Raw genomic sequence first — 20,767 nt, forward strand, 5'->3', positions numbered from 1 at the left:
TCTTTGGCGTCTCCCCACTCTCCTGCTCTCTCGGAGGCGTTCGTGTCACTGCTCCTCGCGCGCATCGCGCGCACCCTCACCACCCATTGGATACGCGGGCTCGTCGGCGCGCTCGTCGTCCTGATCGCCCTGATCGGCGTCTCCGCGGCCGCCGGCCCGGCGGCCGACGACTTCTCGACGCCAGGTACCGAGAGCCAGAAGGCGCTCGATCTCTTCACGGCGCACCAGAAGGAGCTGGCGGGCGCTGAAGCGACCGCGGTCTTCTACGCGACCAAGGGCAGGATCACCGATCCGGAGAACCAGGCGGTCGTCAGGGCCGCGCTGGACAAGGTCAAGGCGTTGCCGCTCGAGAAGACGGTCTCGGACCCGTTCGGCGAGGGCGCGCGGATCTCCGAGGACGGCAAGCTCGCGTCCGCGGACATCCGGTACACGATCGATCAGGCCGACATCAAGCCGGAGAACGGTCGCCCGCTGATCGAAGCGCTCGACAAGGACGATGGTAAGAACGGCGTCGAGATCTCCGCGCGCGGCACGATGATCGACATCGGCTCCGAGCAGGAGCTGCCCGTCGGCGAGCTCGTCGGCATCGGCATCGCGATCATCCTGCTCTGGGTCCTGTTCCGGTCCAAGGTCGCGATGCTCGTGACGCTGCTGGGCGCGCTGATCGGCGTGATCATGGGGCAGATGCTGCTGGCGGCCTTGTCGAAGCCGCTCGGCCTGCCGTCGTTCGCCGCGTTCATCGCCACCATGCTCGGCCTCGGCGCGGGCATCGACTACGCGCTGTTGATCGTCGGGCGCTACCGGGAGCAGGTGGCCAGGGGCGACAGCCCGCGCGACGCCGCCGCCAAGTCCGCGGCCACGTCGGGCGCGTCCGTGGTCGCCGCGGGCCTGATCGTGATGCTCGCGATCGCTGGCCTGCTCGTCATTGGCATCCCGTTCATCGGCAAGCTCGGCGTGGGCGCGGCGATCGCCGTCGGCGGCGTCGTGCTGTCCGCCCTGACCGTGCTGATGGCGCTGATCGGCGCCTTCAAGAAGTGGCTGACGCCCAAGGACCCGAAGATGGTCGAGCCCTCGCGCGCGTTCGAGCGCTGGGGCGAGCGGATCACCGCGCGGCCGTGGCTGTCGATCGCCGGCGGCGTGCTGATCATGCTCATCTTCGCCTTCCCGGTCACGCAGTTGCGCCTCGGGCAGCCCGACGACGGCAACCAGCCCGAGGGCAAGCTCCAGCGCGTCGCCTACGACCGGTTGACCGCGGCCTTCGGCGCGGGCTCGAACGGCCCGTTCATCATCGCGGTCGACACGGCCGGCGGTGCGCAGGCCGTCCAGGCCGACCTCGACAAGCTCCAGCAGGCGGTCGCCGGGACGCGGGGCGTCGGCCAGGCCGCACCGGCGACGCCGAGCCAGGACGGCGAGATGGCGACCATCTTCGCCATCCCGACGAGCGCGCCGCAGGACGTCGCCACGAGCGAGTTGCTGGACCGGCTGCGTGACGAGACGATCCCGCAGGCCACACAAGGGACCGCGCTGGCCGACAAGGTGTTCGTCGGCGGGGCCGTGCCGACGTTCGAGGACCTCTCCGACAAGGTCGCCTCGCGCCTGCCGATCTTCATCCTCACCGTGATCGGCCTGTCGGTGCTGCTGCTGATCATGGCTTTCCGCTCGTTGTGGATCCCGCTCGTCTCGGCCGCCTTCAACCTGCTCTCGGTGCTGGCCGCCTACGGCGTCGTGGTCGCGGTGTTCCAGATGGGCATCGGCGCCGGCCTGGTCGGCTCGGACTCCGACGTCCCGATCGTCTCGTTCATCCCGGTCATGTTGTTCGCGATCCTGTTCGGGTTGAGCATGGACTACAACGTCTTCCTGCTCAGCCGCGTGCACGAGGCCTACAACGAAGGTGACGGCCCGCGCGAATCCGTCATTCACGGCATGGCGCGGATCGGCAAGGTCATCCTGTTCGCCGGCCTGATCATGGCCGCCGTGTTCCTGGCCTTCGTCACCCAGCCGGACGTCATCGGCAAGATGATGGGTCTCGGCCTCGGCCTGGCGATCCTGATCGACGTGCTCTTCGTGCGCCTGGTGATCGCGCCGGCCGTGGTCACGCTGCTCGGCGACAAGGCGTGGTGGCTGCCGGGCTGGCTGGACCGGATCCTCCCGAACGTGTCGCTGGAGGGCCACCTCGTCGAGGGCCTCGACAAGGAGCTCACCCAGGAGCACGACGTGCCGCCCCCGACCAACGGCCACGGCGGCGGGACGCCCGAACGCGAGACGACCGGCACGCGCGACTAGCTACGACAGCGACCCGCGGGGCGCGAGCCAGACCGAGCCGAACGTCAGGTCGGTGCGCTCCGCGATCAGGTCGTAATCGCTGTCGTAGTGCAGGACGTCGAGCCCGTGGCGGTCGGCGACGGCGGCGACGAGCAGGTCCACCGGCGGGAGCCGGTGGTGACCGATCGCGGTGAGCTGGCGCTGGGCGTCTTCGGCGCGGCGTTCGACGTCGGCGTCGATCGGGAACCGCGGGAGGGCGTCGAGCTGCGCGCGGAGCTGTTCGCGGTCCGCGAGGTTGCGCGCGGAGTACCCCGCTTCGAGCAGGAACGGGAGGCAGGTGGCGATGCGGCCGGCCACGATCAGGTCGGCGATCTCGTTCGCGCGCTCGGCGGCGAGCGCGGCGAGGCGGACCCAGGCCGAGTTGTCGAGCAGCAGGGTCCGGGCGCTCAACGGGCCCAGCCGGAGCGGCGGACCTCGTCGGCGGCTTCGGGGTCGAGCGGGGGAAGCGTTCCGCGGCGGATGCGGTCGGCGAGCTCGCGCCGGCGCTCGACCAGGTTCTCGCGCTCGGCGCGCAGCTGCGCGAGCTTGGCGTTGGCGCCGAGGATCACCAGCTCGCCCAGGTCGGGGCGGTGGTCGCCGAGCTCATCGCGCAGCTCGTCGAGCGCCGCGCGCACGGGCGGCGTCTCGGTGATCGCGTGTCGCGGGTGCTTCGTCGGGATGCGCGCAGTGTAACACTGGTGTCGCACTCAGTCGCTGGACGTGGCGGCGACGAAGTGGATGCGCTTCGCCTCCCAGTCGAGCACGACCCACGTCCGGTCCCGGGCGACGTCGGCGAACACGCGTGCCAGGCCACGGCCGCGACGATATCCGCCGCGGCCGTGGCGCGCGGGCTCAGTGCGAGGCGGTCGCCTGCGGCACCGGGGTGGGGGCGAAGCGGCCGGTCGGGGCGGGGACGAACGCCGGCTCGGCCTCCAGCGCGCGGGCGGGTCCGTTGTAGACGGACTCGTCGAGCAGGCCCTCGCGGCGGGCGACGAGCACGGGCACGAGCGCCTGGCCGGCGACGTTGGTCGCGGTGCGCATCATGTCCAGGATCGGGTCGATCGCGAGCAGCAGGCCGACGCCCTCCAGCGGGAGCCCGAGCGTGGACAGCACGAGCGTGAGCATGACCGTCGCGCCGGTGAGGCCGGCGGTGGCGGCGGAGCCGACCACGGACACGAACGCGATCAGCAGGTAGTCCTCGACGCCGAGCGAGAGGCCGAACACCTGCGCGACGAAGATCGCCGCCAGCGCCGGGTAGATCGCGGCGCAGCCGTCCATCTTGGTCGTCGCGCCGAACGGGACGGCGAACGAGGCATAGTCGCGCGGGACGCCGAGGCGTTCGGTCACGACACGTTGGGTCAGCGGCATGGTGCCGACCGAGGAACGGGAGACGAACGCGAGCTGGATCGCGGGCCACGCGCCCTGGAAGAAGCGCAGCGGGTTCAGGCCGCGGCCGGCGAGCGCGAGCAGCAGCGGGTAGACGCCGAACATCACCAGCGCGCACCCGACATAGACGTCGACGGCGAACGTCGCCAGCGGCGAGAGCAGGTCCCACCCGTACTCGGCGACCGCGTTGCCGATCAGCCCGAGCGTGCCGATCGGGGCGAGCCGGATGACCCACCACAGCGCCTTCTGCACGAGCGCCAGCACGGCGCGGTTGAGCTCGATGAAGCGCTCCGCCGGCTCGCCGACGGTCAGCGCCGCCGCGGCGGCCGCGACCGCCAGGAACACGATCTGGAGCACGTTGGTCTCGACGAACGGCGTGATCGGGTCCTCGGGGACGATGCCCGTCAGGAAGTCGGTCCAGGAGCCGGTCGTCTCCGGCCGCTCGGCCGCGCCGAGGTCGATGTTCGCGCCCGCGCCCGGGTCGGTCAGCAGGCCGAGCGCGAGCCCGATGCTCACCGCGATCAGCGACGTGATCATGAACCACAGCAGCGTGCGCCCGGCCAGGCGCGCCGCGTTCGTCAACCCCCGCAGGTTGGCGATCGACACGACGACCGCCGTGAACACGAGCGGCGGTACGGCCAGGAACAGCAGCTGCACGAAGAGATCACCGACCTCGGCCAGCGTGTCGGCCAGCCAGCCGACGTCTCCTTCACGGGCGATGTAGCCCAACAGCAGGCCCAGCGCGAGGCCGGCCAGGATCTGCGCGCCGAACGGCACGCGGCGAAAGACAGTCATGGTTCCCCCTGCGAGAACGGTTGCGACCGCAACAGTCTAACAATCCCGACCGGCTTTCAAGTATTTGCCGGTGATCGGCGGATGTTCGATTGCCCGACCCTCCGGCAACTAGTTGATTGACCGCGATGCGCGGAGCTCCGTGGCGATGGGTCGTCGCAGTCAGCCTGATCACCGGGGCGATGACCGCGCCTGCGCACGCCGCGCCGCCGCGCGCGGGGGAGACCGCGCCCGCGGCCGATACGCGCGTCCCGCCGAGCCCGGACACCGACCCGGCGCTGCGCGCCGCGCGCGAGGACGCGCGCGCCGAACGGGCCGCGGCCGCCGCCCGCCGTGCTCGTCCGGCCGCCCGCGAGCGCCGTCACGCGTCGCGCGCCGCCTACACCGATCTCACCCGCGGCGAGATCGTCGCGCTCGCCCAGCGCCACTTCCCGGAGCTCGACCGCCGCGGCCACCGCGCCCTGGACCTCGAGGCCGGCGAGCGCGTGAAGGCCTACCTGGGCGCCAACGCCGCGCGCGTCGCCCGCCCGGGCCAGGCCGACGTCGTGGTCGAGAGCCAGCTGCCGCTGCGCACCGTCGGCGCCGACGGCGCGCCCACGCCCGTCGACCTCGGGCTGCGCGAGACCGCCGCCGGGTTCGCGCCGCTCGCGCCGATCGTCGCGCTGGCGGTCGGCGACCGCGCGCGCGAGGGCGTCGTGCTCGACGACATCGACGTCGCGGTCAAGCCCGTCGGCGTCGAAGACGCGGCCGGCACCGCCGCGCAGGACAAGGCGTTCTTCCCCGAGACCGCGCCCGACACCGACCACATCGTCACGCCGCTCCCGGCCGGGGTGGACCTCGGCGCCCAGCTGCGCTCGCCCGCCAGCCCCGAGCGCTTCCGCTGGCGGCTCGAGCTCCCGCGCGGCGCCCGGCTGCAGCTGAGCGCGGCCGCCCCGGGCGCGGAGATCATCGCCGCCGACGGGCGCAAGCTCGCCCACGTCACCGCGCCCGTGGCGTGGGACGCGGACGACCACGAGGTCAAGACCGACCTCGTCGTCGAAGGCGCGGACCTCGTCGTCAACGTCCGGCATCGCGGCGCTGACGTGCGCTACCCGGTCATGCTGGACCCGACGATCCTCGAGGACTCCTCGCAGTGGTTCGCCAACTCGTCGGTGGCGGTCGACGTCACGGGCTGGAAGTGGTCGGACCCGAACAACCGCTTCACCTACTTCTACGGCGCGGCCTACCTCGGCAACGGCGTCTACACGTTCAACCGCGGCAGCAAGCAGTTCAACGCCGGCGACTACGCGAACTGGTTCTTCAACGCGCCGGGCACCTCGCGGATCGTGCGCGCGGAGTTCAGCCAGGTCAAGCACGAGCCGCAGACCACCGGGACCTGGCCGGCGCCGTACAACGACGACCGCTCCTACCAGGGCATCTGGAGCTACGCGAACAACCGCTACGAGCCCGGCACATGGTGCGAGCCCGGCGGCGCGTGCGGGCCCTCGCCCTACAGCACCTACGGCGCGCTGCACTACAACACCAAGACGCACTCCAGCAGCGAGGCCACGCCCGGGAACGCCGCGATCTTCGGCACCGCGGTCTACTACACGGGCGCGCACGGCGCCTTCACGAACTTCCTCGGCGGCGCGACGGTGTGGATCGAGGACGCGGCGGTCCCCGCCGTCAGCGAGGACAACGGGCTCTCGGACGGCTCCTGGACCTCGTACCGCGCCTTCCAGGCGCGCGGCGTCGACAGCGGGCTGGGCATGCGCAGGCTCGTGCTCGACTCGCCCGGCAACCCGGACTGGGTCGGCGCCTACACCCACGACGCCAACTGCACGGGCGACCGGCGCTCGCGCTGCCCGCAGTCGGCCTACGTGAGCTCGGACTCCTCAGGGCTGCCCGAGGGCGAGGTGCCCGTGCGCTTCACGGCCACCGACGCCGTCGGCAACGTCTCCTCGCGCACCTGGACGCTGCGCATCGACCGCGGCGCGCCCGAGGTGCGCAGCGCGGAGGGGCGCCCGCCGTACCTCGACGCTGAGGCGACGGACTACGAGACGACCGTCGAGGCCCACGACGCGGGCGCGGGCGTGAGCACGCTGGACTTCGAGCTGCTCGACCCGGACGGGAACGTCGTCGAGCAGTCGCTCGACGCCGAGCCGCAGACGTGCGCGGCGAGCTGCTCGAAGACGCGCACGTTCCGAACCGAGCCGCAGTACCTCCCGGACGGCGAGTACACGCTGCGCATCACGGCGACCGACCGGCTCGGCCAGGTCGCCCTCGACGAGCGCGCAATCGTCGTCGCGCGCGGCGTCCCACCGCTCACGCACTGAGCTCCTCAAGAACCGGACGGGGCGGTCGAGTACCGGGGCCAACGGTGTGAAACCTCACGCCGACCCCGCAAACTTCACCGGCCACTCGGAGACACGATGGACACCGCCGCCAACGGCTGCCCTTGGGTGGCCAACCTCGCCAGCGAGGCGCCCGTCGCTTCCGCCGCGCCCGCGCGGCGCACGGACGGCCCGGACCCGCGTGAGGTCCGCGCGTTCTTCGAGCAGTACAAGGCCTACGTCGACATGGACGACGACGCGTTCCGCGCGCGCATCGCCGAGGTCGCGGCCGAGATCCAGGCCACGGGCACCTACACGCACACGACCGACGAGCTCACCGTCGGCGCCAAGCTCGCCTGGTACAACCACTCACGCTGCGTCGGCAAGCTCTACTGGCGGTCGCTGACCGTCCGCGACTGCCGCGACGTCACCACGCCCGAGGGCATCCGCGACGAGTGCTTCGAGCACCAGCGCGTCGTCCACAACGGCGGCCGCATCAAGCCGACGATCACGATCTTCGCGCCGGACGCGCCCGGCAAGCCCGCCGCACGCCTGCGCAACGGCCAGATCGTCGCCTACGCCGGCTACACGCATGAGGACGGCACCGTGCTGGGCGACCACGGCGCGACCGAGCTCACCGAGCTCGCGCTGAGCCTGGGCTGGGAGCCCGAGCAGCGCACCCGCTTCGACGTGCTGCCGCTGATCGTCGAGACGCCGGACGGCGAGCTCAGCGCGCACCCGGTGCCGGACGACGTCGTATGGGAGATCCCGCTCACGCACCCCGGCTTCCCGGCCTTCGACGACCTCGGCCTGAAGTGGTACGGGTTCCCGAGCATCGCGAACAAGGGCATGTCGATCGGCGGCATCACCTACCCGACTTCGCCGTTCACGGGCTGGTACCTGGCGCCGGAGATCAGCGCCCGCGACTTCAGTGACGAGTACCGCTACAACCTGCTGCCCGAGATCGCCGAGTCCTTTGGGATCGACACCTCCGACCGCCGCTCGCTGTGGCAGGACCGGACGGTGATCGAGCTCACGACGGCCGTGCTGCACTCCTACGACACGGCCGGCATGCGCATGGACGATCACTACACGGCGACCGAGAAGTTCCAGAAGTGGGTCGACGCCGAGGCCAAGCGCGGCCGGGTCGTCGACGCCGACTGGTCCTGGATGATCCCGCCGATCTCCGCCTCGCTGACGCCGGTCTTCCACACCGAGTACCAGAACGAGTACAAGCTGCCGAACTTCGTGCAGGTCCCGCTGCCGGAGACGGCGCCGGAGCCGGCCGCCGCCGTGTGCCCGTTCACGGGCGCGGCCGCTTCCGTGTAGGCACTCAACGAGCGTCCAGTTGCGCGACGGCCGCGCGCGCCTGTAGATTGCGCGCGGTCGATGTTGTCCTCTCGCCGCGTGTTCATGTTCGCCGGCGCCGCCTTCATGGTCGCGCTGTCGGTCGCGAACGTCGTCGCGGGGAACGCGAGCGCCATGGAGATGGCGCTCTACGCCGCGCCGGTGCTGGCCATCGTCGGCCTGCTCCTGAGCGGCCGCTACGTCGCCGAGGAACGCATCCTCGCGGTCTATCGCTCGCAGCCCCGGGTCCGGCGCAGCAAGCCGGCACGCCGCTGGGCGAGCATCGCCGAACTGCCCTTCAGCGCCGGTCTCGAGCGGGCGCCGTGGTCCCTGCGCGGACCACCGGCCCGCTGCGCCGCCTGAGGTAGTTCGCCGTTTCGCCTCCGCGCGGGTTCAGCCGCGCGTCGACGCGCCCCATCACGCATATCTCGACGGAGGACTCTCGTTCCGATGTTCCGTTCCGGGTCCCTCGCGGCCGGCGCACTGACGCTGGCGGCGTTCGCGGCCCTTCCCGCCACGGCTTCCGCGGTCCCGCCCGCGCCGTGCAACAACGCACCCCAGATCACCGACCCCAAGGCGGACGGGCACCACCCCAACACCGACGTGCTCGCCGCCTGGCTCACCGAGTCCGGTGGGCGCCTGCAGGCGGTGATCCAGGTCGACAACGCCGTCTGGGAGCCCGCCCACGACGACTCGGCGGCGGCCGGCGCCGCGCTGCTCTACGAGCTCGGCGGCCAGACGCGCTACGTCCGCGTGGTCATGCCCAAGGGCGCCGCCCCGGTCTTCGAGGCCGGCACCTGGACGCGCGCCGGCGGGTTCGCCAAGACGGCCGACACGACCGGCGCCGTCACGGCCGGGCCGGGCGGGAGCGCGACGATCGACCTCCCGGCGGTGCCCGCGGGCACGACGCTGGCGCGGCCGTTCGTGATCACCGACGACGGCTTCGACGGCCCCGGCGACCCGCACGAGGTGGACGTCGCGCCCGGCGGCAAGACGCTGGACGAGATCCAGTTCGGCGCCGACTTCGTCGCGGGCGCGTGCGCCCCGCCCGCGGGCGAGTCCCCGGTGGTGCGCACCACCGCGATCGCCGTCAGCGCACCGCGCACCCTCACGGGCAGCAAGCGGGCGACGATCAGCGGCAAGGTCACGCCCGCGCGCGGCGGCGTCCCCGTCGACATCACGGTGACGGGCGACAAGCCGGTCACGCGGCGGGTCACGACCGCTGCCGACGGCTCGTTCACGCTGGCCGTCACGGTCACGCAGACGAGCAAGGTCCGCGCGGTGGCCGAGGGCCTGGGCTCTGAGACCTTGACCGTCCAGATGCGCTCGCGCGTGCGGATCAAGGTCCGCCGCCTGAAGTCCGGCACTGTCGTGGTGTCCGGCACCACTTCCCCGAAGCTCTCCGGCCGGATCCTGCTGCTGCGCACCAACGCGGTGAAGGCGACCGCGCGCACGACCGCGCGCGACGGCCGGTTCGAGCTTCGCCTCAAGCGTCCTCAGCGCGGCCGCTACCAGGCCGTGTTCATCCCGAGCGGCGATCGCGCCGAGCGGTCCACATCCAACACAGGAGTCATCCGATGAAGCAGGTCCTCGGCCTCGCCGCCCTCACCGCCGCCGCCACACTCGCGGTCCCCGCCGCCGCCGCCGCGCACCCGTCGGTCTACACGTCCGACTCCTACGGCATCGCCCCGAACACGACCGACCAGCTCGCGCTGCAGACCCGCTACGTCGTGACCAACCACGGCTACACCATGGTCCTGCGCGAGACCAACGACCCGACCGCCGCCAACGCCGACCTCCAGAAGCAGGGCGTCGTCGGCTACAACCTCGCGCCGGGCGGCTGGCGCTCGGGCAAGTCGTTCGCCGCCGTCATGACGCAGGCGGCGACCGCCGCGCAGGCGCACGCCACCTGCCTCACGCCGGCGCTGCAGAGCGAGCAGGCGATCAAGGCGTGGCAGGACGCCGACGCGTTCTACAACTACGTGCCGTTCCAGGCGACGTCGGCCGGGCTGGAGGACGACCCGGCGCGCTGGCTGCCGGTGCTCACGAGCCAGAATTTCAATGTCGCCAACCTCGGCACCCCGGCCGCCGCCGAGGCCGAGTGCGAGAAGGTCCCCGGCGCCACCTACGTGCCCGCGGACACGGTTCAGACGACGGCCGACGCCCTCGCCTCCGGAACGGTGGCGCTGAAGACCACGCCGCTGAGCACCGAGATCAACTCGCTGAAGGCCGCGAAGGCCGCCGTCGACGCGCAGCTCGCCGCCGCGCTGGCGCCCAAGCCGGTCACGCCGCGCCCGCTGACGCTCAAGCTCAGCGCGAAGAAGTTCCAGCAGGCGGTCGCGATGGTCACCGGCGACCCGAACACCGCCGTCACCGTCCGCGCGCTGCTGTCCTCGGCCGACGCGAAGAAGCTGAAGATCTCGCGCACGATCTCGTCCAAGAAGGCGACGATCGACGGCCAGGGCGCCGCGCTGGTGGACCTCGGCCTCACCGCGAAGGCGGCCAAGGCCGTCGACAAGCACCTGCCCGCGCTGAAGGTCACGGTCGAGGCCACGGCGGGCGCGGCCAAGCAGACCGCCACGGGCTCGCTCACCCGCTAGCCGCACCGCGCACGCGCCGCGCTCGACCGAGCGCGGCGCGTTAGGCTCGCGCTCGTGGAGATCACGCCCGGAGTGCATCGGATCGGCCCGCTTCGCCGGGGCTGGAAGCTCGGCGGCTACGCGCAGTGCTACCTGATCGACGACGGCAGCGGCGAACTCGTGCTGGTCGACACCGGCTACGAGCACGACGCGCACCGGATCGTCGAGTACCTGTGGAGCATCGGGCGCACGCCGGCCGACATCCGGCACATCGCGCTCACGCACGCGCACCGCTCGCACCTCGGCGGGGTCGCGGCGCTCAAGCACCTGAACCCGGACCTGACGATCCACATCCACCAGTGGGAGGCCGACATCTGCGGCGGCCACCGGATGCCCCAGCCGATGCCGTTCCGCCCGCTGCGGCCGCTGACGATCTACCCGATGCGGATCGGGTCCTGGATCAACTACGACGCGCACGTCGGGTGCGACCCCGACGCGCTGCTCGCCGACGTCGAGGGCCAGCGGATCGGGCCGCTCGAGGTGGTCCTCACGCAGGGCCACACGCCCGGGAGCGTCTCCTTCTACTGGCGCGAGCGCGGCGTGATCGCGGTCGGCGACGCGGTCGCGACCTGGCCCAAGCTCGACGCGGGCTGGCCCGGCTTCAACCTCGACGAGCCGCGCTACCGGCGCTCACTGCGCAAGCTGGCCGAGCTTCAGCCGCAGGTGATCCTGACCGGGCACGGCCCGCCCGTGACGCAGGACGCGGCGCGCAAGCTGGCCGCGCTCGTCTAACCCGCCGGCCAGCGCAGGAACGGGTTCGCGGGCGGGACCACGCCCGGGTAGTGGCGGCGGATGACGTCGCCCATCGTGGTCCGCTCGATCCAGCGCAGGCCCTCCGGCGTGTAGACCTCAGGCGTGTAGTCGTCGGTGAAGAAGCGGTCGCTCTTGAGCCGGCGAGCGGCCATCAGCAGGAAGATCCGGAACGCGGTCTCGCTGAAGGCGAAGCCCTGCGGCTTGGGTTCGGCGTAGAGCCCGACGACGGCGTCGACGGCGTCGATGTCGCCGCCGTAGACGTCGCGGATCGCGGCCGCGGTGTGCGGGTTGCCGCCGGTGAGCGCGTCGAAGTCGGTGGGCACGGGCAGGCGCAGCAGCCGCCGGAAGGCCGTGTAGCGCGGGACTCCGGTCTCGCGCGCGCGGACGATGTCGGTGGCGGCGAGGTCGATCGGGTCCGGGCGGCCGATGCGCTTGAGCTTGCGCATGGTGTCTGGGTAGTTGAACAGCTCGATCTGGCCGGGCGGCTGCGTGCCGAGCGCGTCGAGGACGGCGCCGTTCCCGCCGAGCTCCTCGAGGCGCTGCCGCGGCTGGTCGACGGCGTCGGGCTGCACGGCGAGCGCGTCCAGGCGCAGCGCGCGGTCGCCGAAGCGGTAGTCGTCGGGCATCAGCGGGTGCAGCCGGTAGACCGTCACGAACTCCTCCGTGAGCGAGTACGGGACGCCGTGATGGTCCGCGCGCGAACCGGGGATGCCGTACAGGAGGTCGCTCCCGCCGTGGCGGCGGGGCACGTTCTGGCCCAGCAGCCCCCACCAGGTGGCCTTGATCGCGCGCACGGTCGTCGGGTGGCCGATGATCGCCGGCGTCCATTCGACGGTATGGATCTTCGCCATCAGCGCCGCGTTGATCAGCCGCGCCTTGGCGTACAGCCAGCGGTCGTCGCGGCACGGGTACGCGCGGCGCAGCTGGTCCACGATCGCGTTGTGCTCGTGCGCGAACAGCAGCAGCAGCGAGGCGAGGCCGACCCACAGGCTCGCCTCGGGCGAGTTGAAGGTCTCCGCGCGGGCCTCGAGCGCCTGCAGCAGCTCGTCGTCGACGGCGATGCGGCCGTCCTCGCGGCGGATCGCGGCGATGTAGTCCGGGTGCGTGCCGTACAGCTGGGACCCGTCCCACCAGTGCGGCTCGCGGCAGACGAAGCTCTCCGGGTCGGTGCCGGCCGGGATGACCTTCGGCAGCTGCATGTCGTCGGCCAGCCGCCACTCGCCGGCGGGCGGCTCCTTGGCGTGGCTCATCCAGTCGTGGACCTCGAATTGCAGCCACGCGGCGGTGAGGACGCTCAGGTGCTTGGCCGGCAGGAAGTGCCGGCGCTGCATCAGCTCGTCGCTGACCACGAGCGGGTGCGGGTCGTCGGTCGGGGCGGGTCCCGGCAGCGAAGGGCCGTTGCGGCCGAAGGACGCGCCCACGCGGCCCATCCCGGGGGAGGACAGGTCGTTCCAGGTGCCGTCCACCTGGCGCTCCTCCCGGGCGCCGGGCGGCATCGGACCGCTCACGCCCGGGACGCCCGGGCTGTAGAGGTTGCGTTCGCGCAGGCGCTCGCGCAGGCCGACCAGCGTCGCGAGACCCGCGTAGTACGGCAGTCGTTGCCAGCCGAACTTCGCGTCCAGCCATTCCGCGGGCTTCATCAGGGCCTTGGCGAGCATGGGTGGCATCCTTCCATGCGATGCCTGAGCTCGCCGTCGGCGCGGCCTTCGCCGATCACATCATCCGCGGCGTCGCGGGCCGCGGCGGCATGGGTGTCGTGTACCGGGCCGTGCATCTCGCGCTCAAGCGGGAGGTCGCGCTGAAGGTGATCGGGTCCGAGCTGTCGGCCCAGCCGGAGTTCCGCGTGCGCTTCCAGCGCGAGTGCGAGACGGCGGCGTCGATCCAGCACCCGCGCGTGGTCACGATCTACCACGCCGGCGAGGAGGACGGGCTGCTGTACGTGACGATGCGCTACGTCGACGGCACCGACCTCTCGCGCATGCTGATAGCCAAGGGCCGGCTCGACGTCGAGGACGGCGTGCGGATCGTCAAGCAGGTCGCCGACGGCCTGCAGGCCGCGCACGAGCAGGGGCTCGTGCATCGCGACGTCAAGCCCGCGAACATCCTGCTCGACGCCGACGGGTTCGCGCTGCTCGGCGACTTCGGCCTGACCAAGCACGTCGCGGGCGAGGAGCCGCTCACGCGCGAGGGCGTGTTCGTGGGGACGATCGACTACGCGGCGCCCGAGCAGTTCGAGGGCGGGCCGGTGGACGCGCGCACGGACGTGTACGCGCTCGGCTGCGTGCTCTACCAGGTGCTCAGCGGCCGCGTGCCCTACCCGGCCGAGAGCGACGCGGCGAAGATGTACGCGCACCTGCAGGCGCCGGCGCCGCGCCTGGACGTGCTCACCGAGGACGTGCCGCCGGTGATCGCCGACATCGTCGCGCGCGCGATGGTCAAGGACCCGGCGGACCGCTTCCAGGACGCGGGGGAGCTGGCCGCGGCGCTGCGCCAGGCGTCGGCGCGCCCGACCATCCCCGGCGACGTGACCGTGGTCAGCGACGCTCAGGGCGGTGACCGCGTGACGGAGATCCCGCTGCCGCCCGCGCTTTCGAGCGAGGTCGGCGGCGGCACGTTCGTGGGGCGGGAGGAGCCGCTGGAACGCCTGCGCGTGCGCTACCGCGCCGCCGAGCAGGGCACGCGGCAGTTCGTGCTCATCTCGGGCGAGCCGGGCATCGGCAAGACCCGGCTGGCGTCCGAGCTCGCGCGGCAGGTGCACGCGGGCGGCGCCACCGTGCTCTTCGGCCGCTCGGACGCCGAGTCGCTCGTGCCCTACCAGCCGTTCATCACCGCGATCCAGCACCGCGTCGCGCACCGCCAGACGCTCAGCTTCCCGCCCGAGCTGCTGCCCGACCTCGCCGAGCTCGGGCGCTTCATCCCGGCGCTGCGGCGGATGGCGCCAGAGCCCCCGCCGATCGAGGACGAGCCCGAGGTCGACCGCTTCCGGCTGTTCGCCGCCGTGACGCGGCTGCTGGCGTTCGTCGCGCGCGAGCACCCGGTGGTGCTGATCCTCGACGACGTCCAGTGGGCGGACGCGTCGACGGTCCTGCTGCTCGCGCACATGCTCGGCGACCCGGACCCGGTGAAGCTGCTCGTGGTCGCGACGATGCGCGACTCCGAGGAGCTCGGCGGCGAACTGCTCGACCTGCTCGCGCGCCTGCGCCGCCAGCCGTCGATGGAGCAGATCGCGCTCACCGGCCTGGACCCGGCCGAGACGGAGGCGCTCGTGCTCGCGCGGGAGGGCGTCGGCGTCCGCGACTCGGTCATCCGGCGTCTGCACGCGGACACCGACGGCAACCCGTTCTTCATCGAGGAGCTGCTGCGCGGGGGCGAGGAGGCGGTGCCCGAGGGCGTGAAGGCGATGATCTCGCGCCGGCTCGCGCGGCTGGACGAGCTGACGGTGCAGGTCGTCACCGCCGCGTCGGTCGTGGGCCGCGAGTTCCGGCTCGAGGTGCTCGAGGTGCTGATCCCGCAGCCGGTCGAACGGCTGATCTCGGCGCTGGAGGCCGCGATCGGCGCGGGGCTGATCCGCGAGGTCGAGGACGATGTGGACCGCTTCGTGTTCGCGCACGCGCTCGTCCGTGAGGCGCTCTACGAGCGCCAGAGCGCGTCCCGGCGCGTGCGCGCCCACTACGCGATCGCGCAGGCGCTGGAAGGGCTCGCGCCGCGCTTCACCGTGCCGTCGGCTGAGCTCGCGCACCACTACTCCGAGTCCCGCCACCTCGACCGCGCCGGAAAGGCGATCGACTACGCCGTCGCCGCCGCCCACCAGGCCGCCGCGATGCTCTCGTGGGAGCAGGCCGCCGGCCACTACCGCCGCGCGCTGGACGGCGACCTGCCGGCCGAGCGCCGCTGCGAGCTGCTGCTCGCGCTCGGCGACGCCGAGGCCCGCTCCGGCCATCCCGCCGCCCGGGATACGTTCGCGCGCGCGGCGATGCTCGCCCGGCGCTCGGTCGGTCCGGACGCGCTGGCGCGTGCCGCGCTCGGGTTCGCGGGCCGCTACGCCGAGGCGGGGATCGTCGACCGCGACGGGATCGCGCTGCTCGAAGAGGCGCTCGAGGCGCTCGGGGACGAGGATTCGGCGCTCGGCGCGCGCGTGCGGGCGCGGCTCGCGGACTCGCTGCACTTCGCCGGCGCGCCCGAGCGCACGTTCGCGCTCAGCCGCGACGCGCTCGAGATGGCGCGCCGCACCGGCGATCCCGAGGCGCAGGTGGCCGCGCTGCAGAGCCGTCACGCCGCGCTGTTGCACGTCTCGCACCTGGACGAGCGGCTCGTGCTCGACGAGGAGATCCTCGCGCTGGCCGAGCGGATCGGCGTGCGCGAGCTCGAGGCGCTCGGGCGCCACTGGCGCATCTACGACCTGCTCGAGGCGGGCTCCACGACGGCCGCCCGTGACGAGCACGAGGCGCTCGCGCGGCTCGCCGAGCAGCTGCGCCAGCCGCTGTACCGGCACTTCGCGCGCGGGTGGGACGTCGTCTGGGCGCAGATGAGCGGGCGGGTCGCCGAGGCCGAGCGGTTCGCGCGCGAGGCGCACGAGCTCGGCCAGCGCGCGCAGGCCCGCGACGCGGACACGATCTACGCGGCGCAGCTGCTGACGTTGCGCCGGCGCGAGGGCCGGCTGGCCGAGTACGTGTCCACGGTGGAGACGTTCGTCGAGCGCCACCCGGCGCTCGTCGCCTGGCGCGCCGTGCTGCCGCTCGCGCACCTGCTCAACGGGGAGCGCGAGGAGGGCATCGCCGCGTTCGAGGAGCTGTGCGAGGACGACTTCGCGGCCGTCCCGCGCGACATGTTCTGGTTCACCGCCATGTGCGTGCTGGGGGAGGCGTGCTCGCACATCGGCGACGCCGACCGGGCGAAGGAGCTCTACGGGCTGCTCCTCCCGCATCGCGACCGGATGGTGCAGGTCACGCAGGCGGCGTGCTTCGGGTCGGCCGAGCGCTTCCTGGGCCTGCTGGCCGCGACCTTCGGGGACATCGACCTCGCCTCCGAGCACTTCGAGGCGGCGCTCGTGCTCAACGCCGACCGCGGCGTGCTGCCGCTGATCCCGTTCATCCGCGCCGAGTACGCGCAGCGCCTGCTCGGGCGCGGCACGCCCGCCGACGGCGAGCGTGCGCGGGAGCTGCTGGTCACCGCCTACCACGAAGCCGAGGCGGCGCAGATCACAATGCTGGTTGCCCGGTTGCGACCGCTGCTCGACGCCACCGGCGCCGTGGCATAACCTCACCGCATCGAGGATTTGCTTGAACTGCCCGCCGGCACCACGGTCGGCCCGTACGAGATCCATTCGCTGATCGCGCACGGCGGGATGGGCTACGTGTACCGCGCGCGCGGCACGTTCGGCGACGAGGTCGCGCTCAAGCTGCTCAAGAGCGACCTGGCGCGCGACGAGACCGTCCGCCGGCGCTTCGAGCGCGAGGCGCGCGCGGCGCAGAAGATCGTCCATCCGCACGTGGTCCCGGTGCTCGACGTCGGCGAGCACGAGGGTACGCCCTACCTCGCGCAGGCGTTCGTGCGCGGCGGGACCGTGCAGGACAAGATCGACCGTGAGGGCCAGCTGTCGGTCGCGGGCGCGATCGCCCTGGCCACGGAGGTCGGCGGCGCGCTGGACGCCATCCACCAGATGGGCTTCGTGCACCGCGACGTCAAGCCCGCGAACATCCTGCTCGACGAGCAGGGCGCGTGCTACATCACCGACTTCGGGCTCGCCAAGGACTCCCAGGGCAGCGTGCTCACCCGTCCCGGCCAGGCCGTCGGGTCGCTCGACTACATGGCGCCCGAGCAGATCCGGGCGGAGGAGGTCGGCCCCGCGACGGACGTCTACGGGCTCGGCTGCGTGCTGCTGTGCGCGCTCACCGGCCAGCCGCCGTTCGCCGAGAAGACCGGCATGGGCGTCCTGTGGGCGCACCTGCAGGAGGACCCGCCCGACCCGCGGCTGGTGCGCCCGGAGCTGCCCGACGCGCTCGTCATCGCCATCCTCGCCGGGCTGGCGAAGGAGCCCGAGGACCGTCCGCAGTCCACGGCCGCGTACGCCGCCGGCATCGCCGCCGCCGTATGACGCCGCGCCGCCGCGCCGCGCGCGCACAGCTGGACGGGGTCGACGCGGAGGCGTTCCGCGACCGCGCGCGGGCGCTGGGCGTGCTGGGGTGGGTGCGCCCGACGGGCGAGCTGCACGCCGAAGGGCTGCCGGAGGCGCTCGACGAGCTGCTCGCCGGGCTGGAGAGCGAGCGGGCGAAGGTCGAGGGCCACGAGCAGTTCGCGATCCGCGGCGTGCCCGCGGGCGTGTTCGTCGTCCAGGAGCACCAGGCCACCGCTCACCACTACGACTTCCGGCTCGAGGTCGACGGGGTCATGAGGTCCTGGGCCGTGCCCAAGGGCCCGTCGCTGGACCCGGCCGTCAAGCGCATGGCGATCCAGGTCGACGACCACGGCATGGCCCACAACGACTACGAGGGCGACACCGTGATCATCTGGGACCGCGGGAGCTACGAGCAGGGCGGGCGCGTGGCCTGGCCCGAGGCGCTCGAGCGCGGCCACGCCGTGTTCGTCCTGCACGGCGACAAGCTCAGCGGCGGCTTCGCCCTCCAGCGCACCGGCCCGCCCGGGCCGAAGGCGCAGTGGCTGCTGATCAAGCGCAAGGACGACCACGCCCGCCCGGGCTCCGACATCACCGCCGAGCGCCCGGAATCGGTGGTCAGCGGTCGCCCGCTGGGCGCCGCTCGGCCCTGAGCCGGGCCTCGTGGACGTGCCGCTCGCCGTCCGTGAGCGCGTCGCGGATGGCCTTCTCGTGTTCGCGGAAGACGCTGTAGTAGCCGTCCTCGAACTCCTCGACGATCTGGAACGTCCAGCGCCCGGGCAGCACGTCGCGGCCGACGAGCTCGGACTCCAGCTTGTCGGCGAGCTCCGTCCGGCCCAGCTCGCGCAGGCCGTCCAGGACCTCGTCGAGCTGGAAGTCGGCCTCGCCGATCAGCTGGTGGAAGGAGAACAGGTGGCCGCGGGCGCGCTCGAGCGTCTCCAGGGCCTCGGTCATCGAGCCCGCGGTCTCGATCGCGGTCAAGTCATCTTCGTTCACATCGCGGCAGACTACGCGCCATGGGAAAGCTTGCGTTCCTGCTGCCGGGTCAGGGCTCTCAGAAGGTCGGCATGGGCAGCGACCTGCTCCAAGAGCGGCCGGAGCTGCTCGAGCCGTACTTCGAGCAGGCCGAGGCCGCGTCCGGGCTGCCGATCCGGCGGCTGTGCGTGGAAGGACCGATCGAGGCGCTGACGGCCACCGACGCCGCACAGCCCGCGCTGTTCTGCGTCGCGCTGGCGACGGCGGACCTGGCGCGCGAGCAGGGGGTGGTGCCCGACTTCGCCGCAGGGCACTCGCTGGGTGAATACACGGCGGCGGTCGTCGCGGGCGCGCTCTCGCCCGAGGACGGCATCCAGCTGGTGAGCGCGCGCGGCGCGCTGATGGCGGCCGCGCAGGACGAGGTCCCGGGCGGCATGGCCGCGGTGCTCGGCCTCGAGGCCGAGCAGGTGGCGGCGCTGTGCGAGTCGGTCGACGGGCGGGTGGCGCCGGCGAACTTCAACACGCCTTCGCAGATCGTGGTGAGCGGCGACCTGGACGCCATCGACGCGCTGGTCGAGGCCGCGCCCGGGGCGGGCGCGAGCCGCGCCGTCAAGCTGCAGGTCGGCGCCGCCTTCCACAGCGAGGCGATGGTCCCGGTGCAGGCCAAGATGGCCGAGAAGATGGCGGGCGTCGCGTTCAGCGACCCGACCATCCCGATCGTGTCGAACGCGTCGGGCGAGGTCGTGACGACCGCGGACGGCATCCGCGAGGCGCTGCTGGCCCAGATCGCGAGCCCGGTCCGTTGGGTCGACTGCGTGAACACGCTCGCCGACGCCGGCGTGGACACCTACCTCGAGCTCGGCCCGGGCAAGGTGCTGATCGGCCTGGTGCGGCAGATCCGCGACGGCGTGAACATCACCGCCGCGGACTCACCGAAGAAGGTCCAGAGGTTCGTCACGGGTTGAGGACGACCTTGAAGGCGCCGTCCTGCTTCTTCTGGAAGATGTCGTAGCCGTGCGGGGCCTCGTCGAGCGGGATGTGGTGCGTGGCGTACGTGTCGACGCCGAGCGGGTCGGCGTCGCCCGTCAGCAGCGGCAGGATGTCGTCGACCCAGTTCCACACGTTGGCCTGGCCCATCCGCATCGTGATCTGCTTGTCGAACATCTGCAGCAGCGGCATCGGGCTGGCGGCGCCGCCGTAGACGCCTGAGAGCGAGATCGTCCCGCCGCGGCGGACCAGCTCGATCGCGAGGTGCAGCGCGGCGAGGCGGTCGATGCCGGCGGTCTCGATCGCCTTCTGGGCGACCTTGTCGGGCAGGAAGCCGGCGAGGCGGTGAGCCAGCTTGCCGATCGGGGCGCCGTGCGCCTCCATGCCGACGGCGTCGATCACGGCATCGGGCCCGCGGCCGCCGGTGAGCTCGCGCACGAAGCCCGCGATGTCGTCGTGGTCCTCGATGGAGACCGCGTGGACACCGTGGGCGTTGGCGCGGGCGATGCGTTCGGGCACGAGGTCGAGGCCGATCACGGTCTCGGCGCCCAGGTGCTGGGCGATGCGCGTGCACATCTCGCCGATCGGGCCGAGCCCGAGCACGAGCACGTCCTTCTTGCGCGGGACGTCGGCGTACTGGACGGCCTGCCACGCCGTGGGCAACACGTCGCTGAGGTACAGGAAGCGGTCGTCCGGCGGGCCCTCGGGCACCTTGATCGGCCCGTAGTGCGCCTGCGGGACGCGCAGGAACTCGGCCTGGCCGCCCGGGACCTGGCCGTACAGCTTCGTGTAGCCGAGCAGTGCCGCGCCCGTGTCGAACTCCCGGACCTGGGTCGTCTCGCACTGCGACTGCAGGCCGCTCCCGCACATGAAGCAGTGCCCGCACGAGATGTTGAAGGGAATCACGACGCGGTCACCCGGCTTGATGTTGGTGACATCGGCGCCGACCTCCTGGACGATGCCCATCGGCTCGTGGCCGAGGATGTCGCCCGCGTCGAGGTACGGCCCCAGGACCTCGTACAGGTGCAGGTCCGAGCCGCAGATGCCGCTGGACGTGACCTTGATGATCGCGTCGGTCGGATGCTCGATGGTCGGATCGGGGACGGTGTCGACGCGAACGTCGTGCGTCCCATGCCAGGTCAAAGCCTTCATTGAACGGTTCG

At 72.3% G+C, this 20,767-nt stretch carries 17 protein-coding genes; 11 read left to right on the plus strand and 6 right to left on the minus strand.

Annotated elements, in window-relative coordinates:
• The first annotated feature begins 42 nt into the window (after positions 1-42).
• Positions 43-2,283 carry an MMPL family transporter gene (locus OJ962_RS11015; RefSeq protein WP_202954111.1) on the plus strand — a complete coding sequence of 747 codons (2,241 nt, stop codon included), beginning with the start codon at positions 43-45 and terminating at the stop codon, positions 2,281-2,283.
• Here OJ962_RS11015 and OJ962_RS11020 read toward each other — a convergent pair whose 3' ends face one another.
• From OJ962_RS11020 to OJ962_RS11030, 3 genes are all read right to left on the minus strand, one after another.
• Entirely contained in the window at positions 2,284-2,712 is a 429-nt protein-coding gene (locus OJ962_RS11020; protein ID WP_202954112.1) for a PIN domain-containing protein, read from the minus strand.
• Positions 2,709-2,936 carry a hypothetical protein gene (locus OJ962_RS11025; protein ID WP_270006338.1) on the minus strand — a complete coding sequence of 76 codons (228 nt, stop codon included), beginning with the start codon at positions 2,934-2,936 and terminating at the stop codon, positions 2,709-2,711. The genes OJ962_RS11020 and OJ962_RS11025 overlap by 4 nt, the downstream gene beginning before the upstream one ends.
• A gap of 217 nt (positions 2,937-3,153) precedes the next feature.
• Positions 3,154-4,482 (minus strand): dicarboxylate/amino acid:cation symporter, encoded by a 1,329-nt coding sequence (locus OJ962_RS11030; protein WP_202954114.1) that lies wholly within the window; start codon positions 4,480-4,482, stop codon positions 3,154-3,156.
• A 179-nt stretch (positions 4,483-4,661) separates the two neighbouring features.
• On the opposite strand from OJ962_RS11030, the gene OJ962_RS11035 reads away from it, so the two are divergent.
• From OJ962_RS11035 to OJ962_RS11060, 6 genes are all read left to right on the plus strand, one after another.
• A complete protein-coding gene (locus OJ962_RS11035) occupies positions 4,662-6,794 on the plus strand; it encodes a hypothetical protein (RefSeq protein ID WP_270006340.1) in 2,133 nt (710 codons plus the stop codon).
• A gap of 96 nt (positions 6,795-6,890) precedes the next feature.
• Positions 6,891-8,120, plus strand: coding sequence for a nitric oxide synthase oxygenase (locus OJ962_RS11040; RefSeq protein WP_202954116.1), 1,230 nt, complete (start codon positions 6,891-6,893; stop codon positions 8,118-8,120).
• A 60-nt stretch (positions 8,121-8,180) separates the two neighbouring features.
• Positions 8,181-8,501 carry a hypothetical protein gene (locus OJ962_RS11045; RefSeq protein ID WP_202954117.1) on the plus strand — a complete coding sequence of 107 codons (321 nt, stop codon included), beginning with the start codon at positions 8,181-8,183 and terminating at the stop codon, positions 8,499-8,501.
• A gap of 87 nt (positions 8,502-8,588) precedes the next feature.
• Positions 8,589-9,719, plus strand: coding sequence for a hypothetical protein (locus OJ962_RS11050; RefSeq protein ID WP_202954118.1), 1,131 nt, complete (start codon positions 8,589-8,591; stop codon positions 9,717-9,719).
• Positions 9,716-10,738, plus strand: coding sequence for a hypothetical protein (locus tag OJ962_RS11055; protein ID WP_202954119.1), 1,023 nt, complete (start codon positions 9,716-9,718; stop codon positions 10,736-10,738). The genes OJ962_RS11050 and OJ962_RS11055 overlap by 4 nt, the downstream gene beginning before the upstream one ends.
• 54 nt (positions 10,739-10,792) lie before the next feature.
• On the plus strand, positions 10,793-11,509 hold the full coding sequence (locus OJ962_RS11060; protein ID WP_202954120.1) for an MBL fold metallo-hydrolase: 717 nt from the start codon (positions 10,793-10,795) through the stop codon (positions 11,507-11,509).
• On the opposite strand, the gene OJ962_RS11065 is transcribed toward OJ962_RS11060, so the two are convergent.
• On the minus strand, positions 11,506-13,188 hold the full coding sequence (locus tag OJ962_RS11065; protein ID WP_202954121.1) for a peroxidase family protein: 1,683 nt from the start codon (positions 13,186-13,188) through the stop codon (positions 11,506-11,508). The two genes, OJ962_RS11060 and OJ962_RS11065, sit on opposite strands and share 4 nt — an antisense overlap.
• 20 nt (positions 13,189-13,208) lie before the next feature.
• Here OJ962_RS11065 and OJ962_RS11070 point away from each other — a divergent pair, with 20 nt between their 5' ends.
• Genes OJ962_RS11070 through OJ962_RS11080 form a run of 3 tightly spaced genes read left to right on the plus strand, consistent with a single transcriptional unit; the run spans position 13,209 to position 18,295 of the window.
• Positions 13,209-16,787: a serine/threonine-protein kinase gene (locus OJ962_RS11070; protein WP_202954122.1), complete on the plus strand. Its 3,579-nt coding sequence runs from the start codon at positions 13,209-13,211 to the stop codon at positions 16,785-16,787.
• A gap of 18 nt (positions 16,788-16,805) precedes the next feature.
• Positions 16,806-17,624 (plus strand): serine/threonine-protein kinase, encoded by an 819-nt coding sequence (locus OJ962_RS11075; protein WP_202954123.1) that lies wholly within the window; start codon positions 16,806-16,808, stop codon positions 17,622-17,624.
• Positions 17,621-18,295 carry an acylphosphatase gene (locus OJ962_RS11080; protein ID WP_202954124.1) on the plus strand — a complete coding sequence of 225 codons (675 nt, stop codon included), beginning with the start codon at positions 17,621-17,623 and terminating at the stop codon, positions 18,293-18,295. Before OJ962_RS11075 ends, OJ962_RS11080 begins: the two co-directional genes overlap by 4 nt.
• Here the strand turns inward: OJ962_RS11080 and OJ962_RS11085 are convergent.
• Positions 18,261-18,638, minus strand: a complete 378-nt coding sequence (locus tag OJ962_RS11085) for a hypothetical protein (protein ID WP_202954125.1) — start codon at positions 18,636-18,638, stop codon at positions 18,261-18,263. The genes OJ962_RS11080 and OJ962_RS11085 overlap by 35 nt on opposite strands.
• A gap of 20 nt (positions 18,639-18,658) precedes the next feature.
• Between OJ962_RS11085 and fabD the strand changes: the two genes are divergently transcribed.
• On the plus strand, positions 18,659-19,582 hold the full coding sequence (fabD, locus tag OJ962_RS11090) for an ACP S-malonyltransferase (protein WP_202954126.1): 924 nt from the start codon (positions 18,659-18,661) through the stop codon (positions 19,580-19,582).
• Here the strand turns inward: fabD and OJ962_RS11095 are convergent.
• Positions 19,572-20,756 (minus strand): zinc-dependent alcohol dehydrogenase, encoded by a 1,185-nt coding sequence (locus OJ962_RS11095; protein WP_202954127.1) that lies wholly within the window; start codon positions 20,754-20,756, stop codon positions 19,572-19,574. The genes fabD and OJ962_RS11095 overlap by 11 nt on opposite strands.
• Positions 20,757-20,767: the final 11 nt, after the last annotated feature.

The sequence above is a fragment of the Solirubrobacter deserti genome (assembly GCF_027587175.1).
GTDB lineage: Bacteria > Actinomycetota > Thermoleophilia > Solirubrobacterales > Solirubrobacteraceae > Solirubrobacter > Solirubrobacter deserti.

Bases quoted from the DNA above. Each gene is read 5' to 3' on its own strand.
- OJ962_RS11030 (WP_202954114.1), bottom strand. From the start codon at position 4,482: ATGACTGTCTTTCGCCGCGTGCCGTTCGGCGCGCAGATCCTGGCCGGC.
- OJ962_RS11035 (WP_270006340.1), top strand. From the start codon at position 4,662: ATGACCGCGCCTGCGCACGCCGCGCCGCCGCGCGCGGGGGAGACCGCG.
- OJ962_RS11040 (WP_202954116.1), top strand. From the start codon at position 6,891: ATGGACACCGCCGCCAACGGCTGCCCTTGGGTGGCCAACCTCGCCAGC.
- OJ962_RS11045 (WP_202954117.1), top strand. From the start codon at position 8,181: ATGTTGTCCTCTCGCCGCGTGTTCATGTTCGCCGGCGCCGCCTTCATG.
- OJ962_RS11050 (WP_202954118.1), top strand. From the start codon at position 8,589: ATGTTCCGTTCCGGGTCCCTCGCGGCCGGCGCACTGACGCTGGCGGCG.
- OJ962_RS11055 (WP_202954119.1), top strand. From the start codon at position 9,716: ATGAAGCAGGTCCTCGGCCTCGCCGCCCTCACCGCCGCCGCCACACTC.
- OJ962_RS11065 (WP_202954121.1), bottom strand. From the start codon at position 13,188: ATGCTCGCCAAGGCCCTGATGAAGCCCGCGGAATGGCTGGACGCGAAG.
- OJ962_RS11070 (WP_202954122.1), top strand. From the start codon at position 13,209: ATGCCTGAGCTCGCCGTCGGCGCGGCCTTCGCCGATCACATCATCCGC.
- OJ962_RS11080 (WP_202954124.1), top strand. From the start codon at position 17,621: ATGACGCCGCGCCGCCGCGCCGCGCGCGCACAGCTGGACGGGGTCGAC.
- fabD (WP_202954126.1), top strand. From the start codon at position 18,659: ATGGGAAAGCTTGCGTTCCTGCTGCCGGGTCAGGGCTCTCAGAAGGTC.
- OJ962_RS11095 (WP_202954127.1), bottom strand. From the start codon at position 20,756: ATGAAGGCTTTGACCTGGCATGGGACGCACGACGTTCGCGTCGACACC.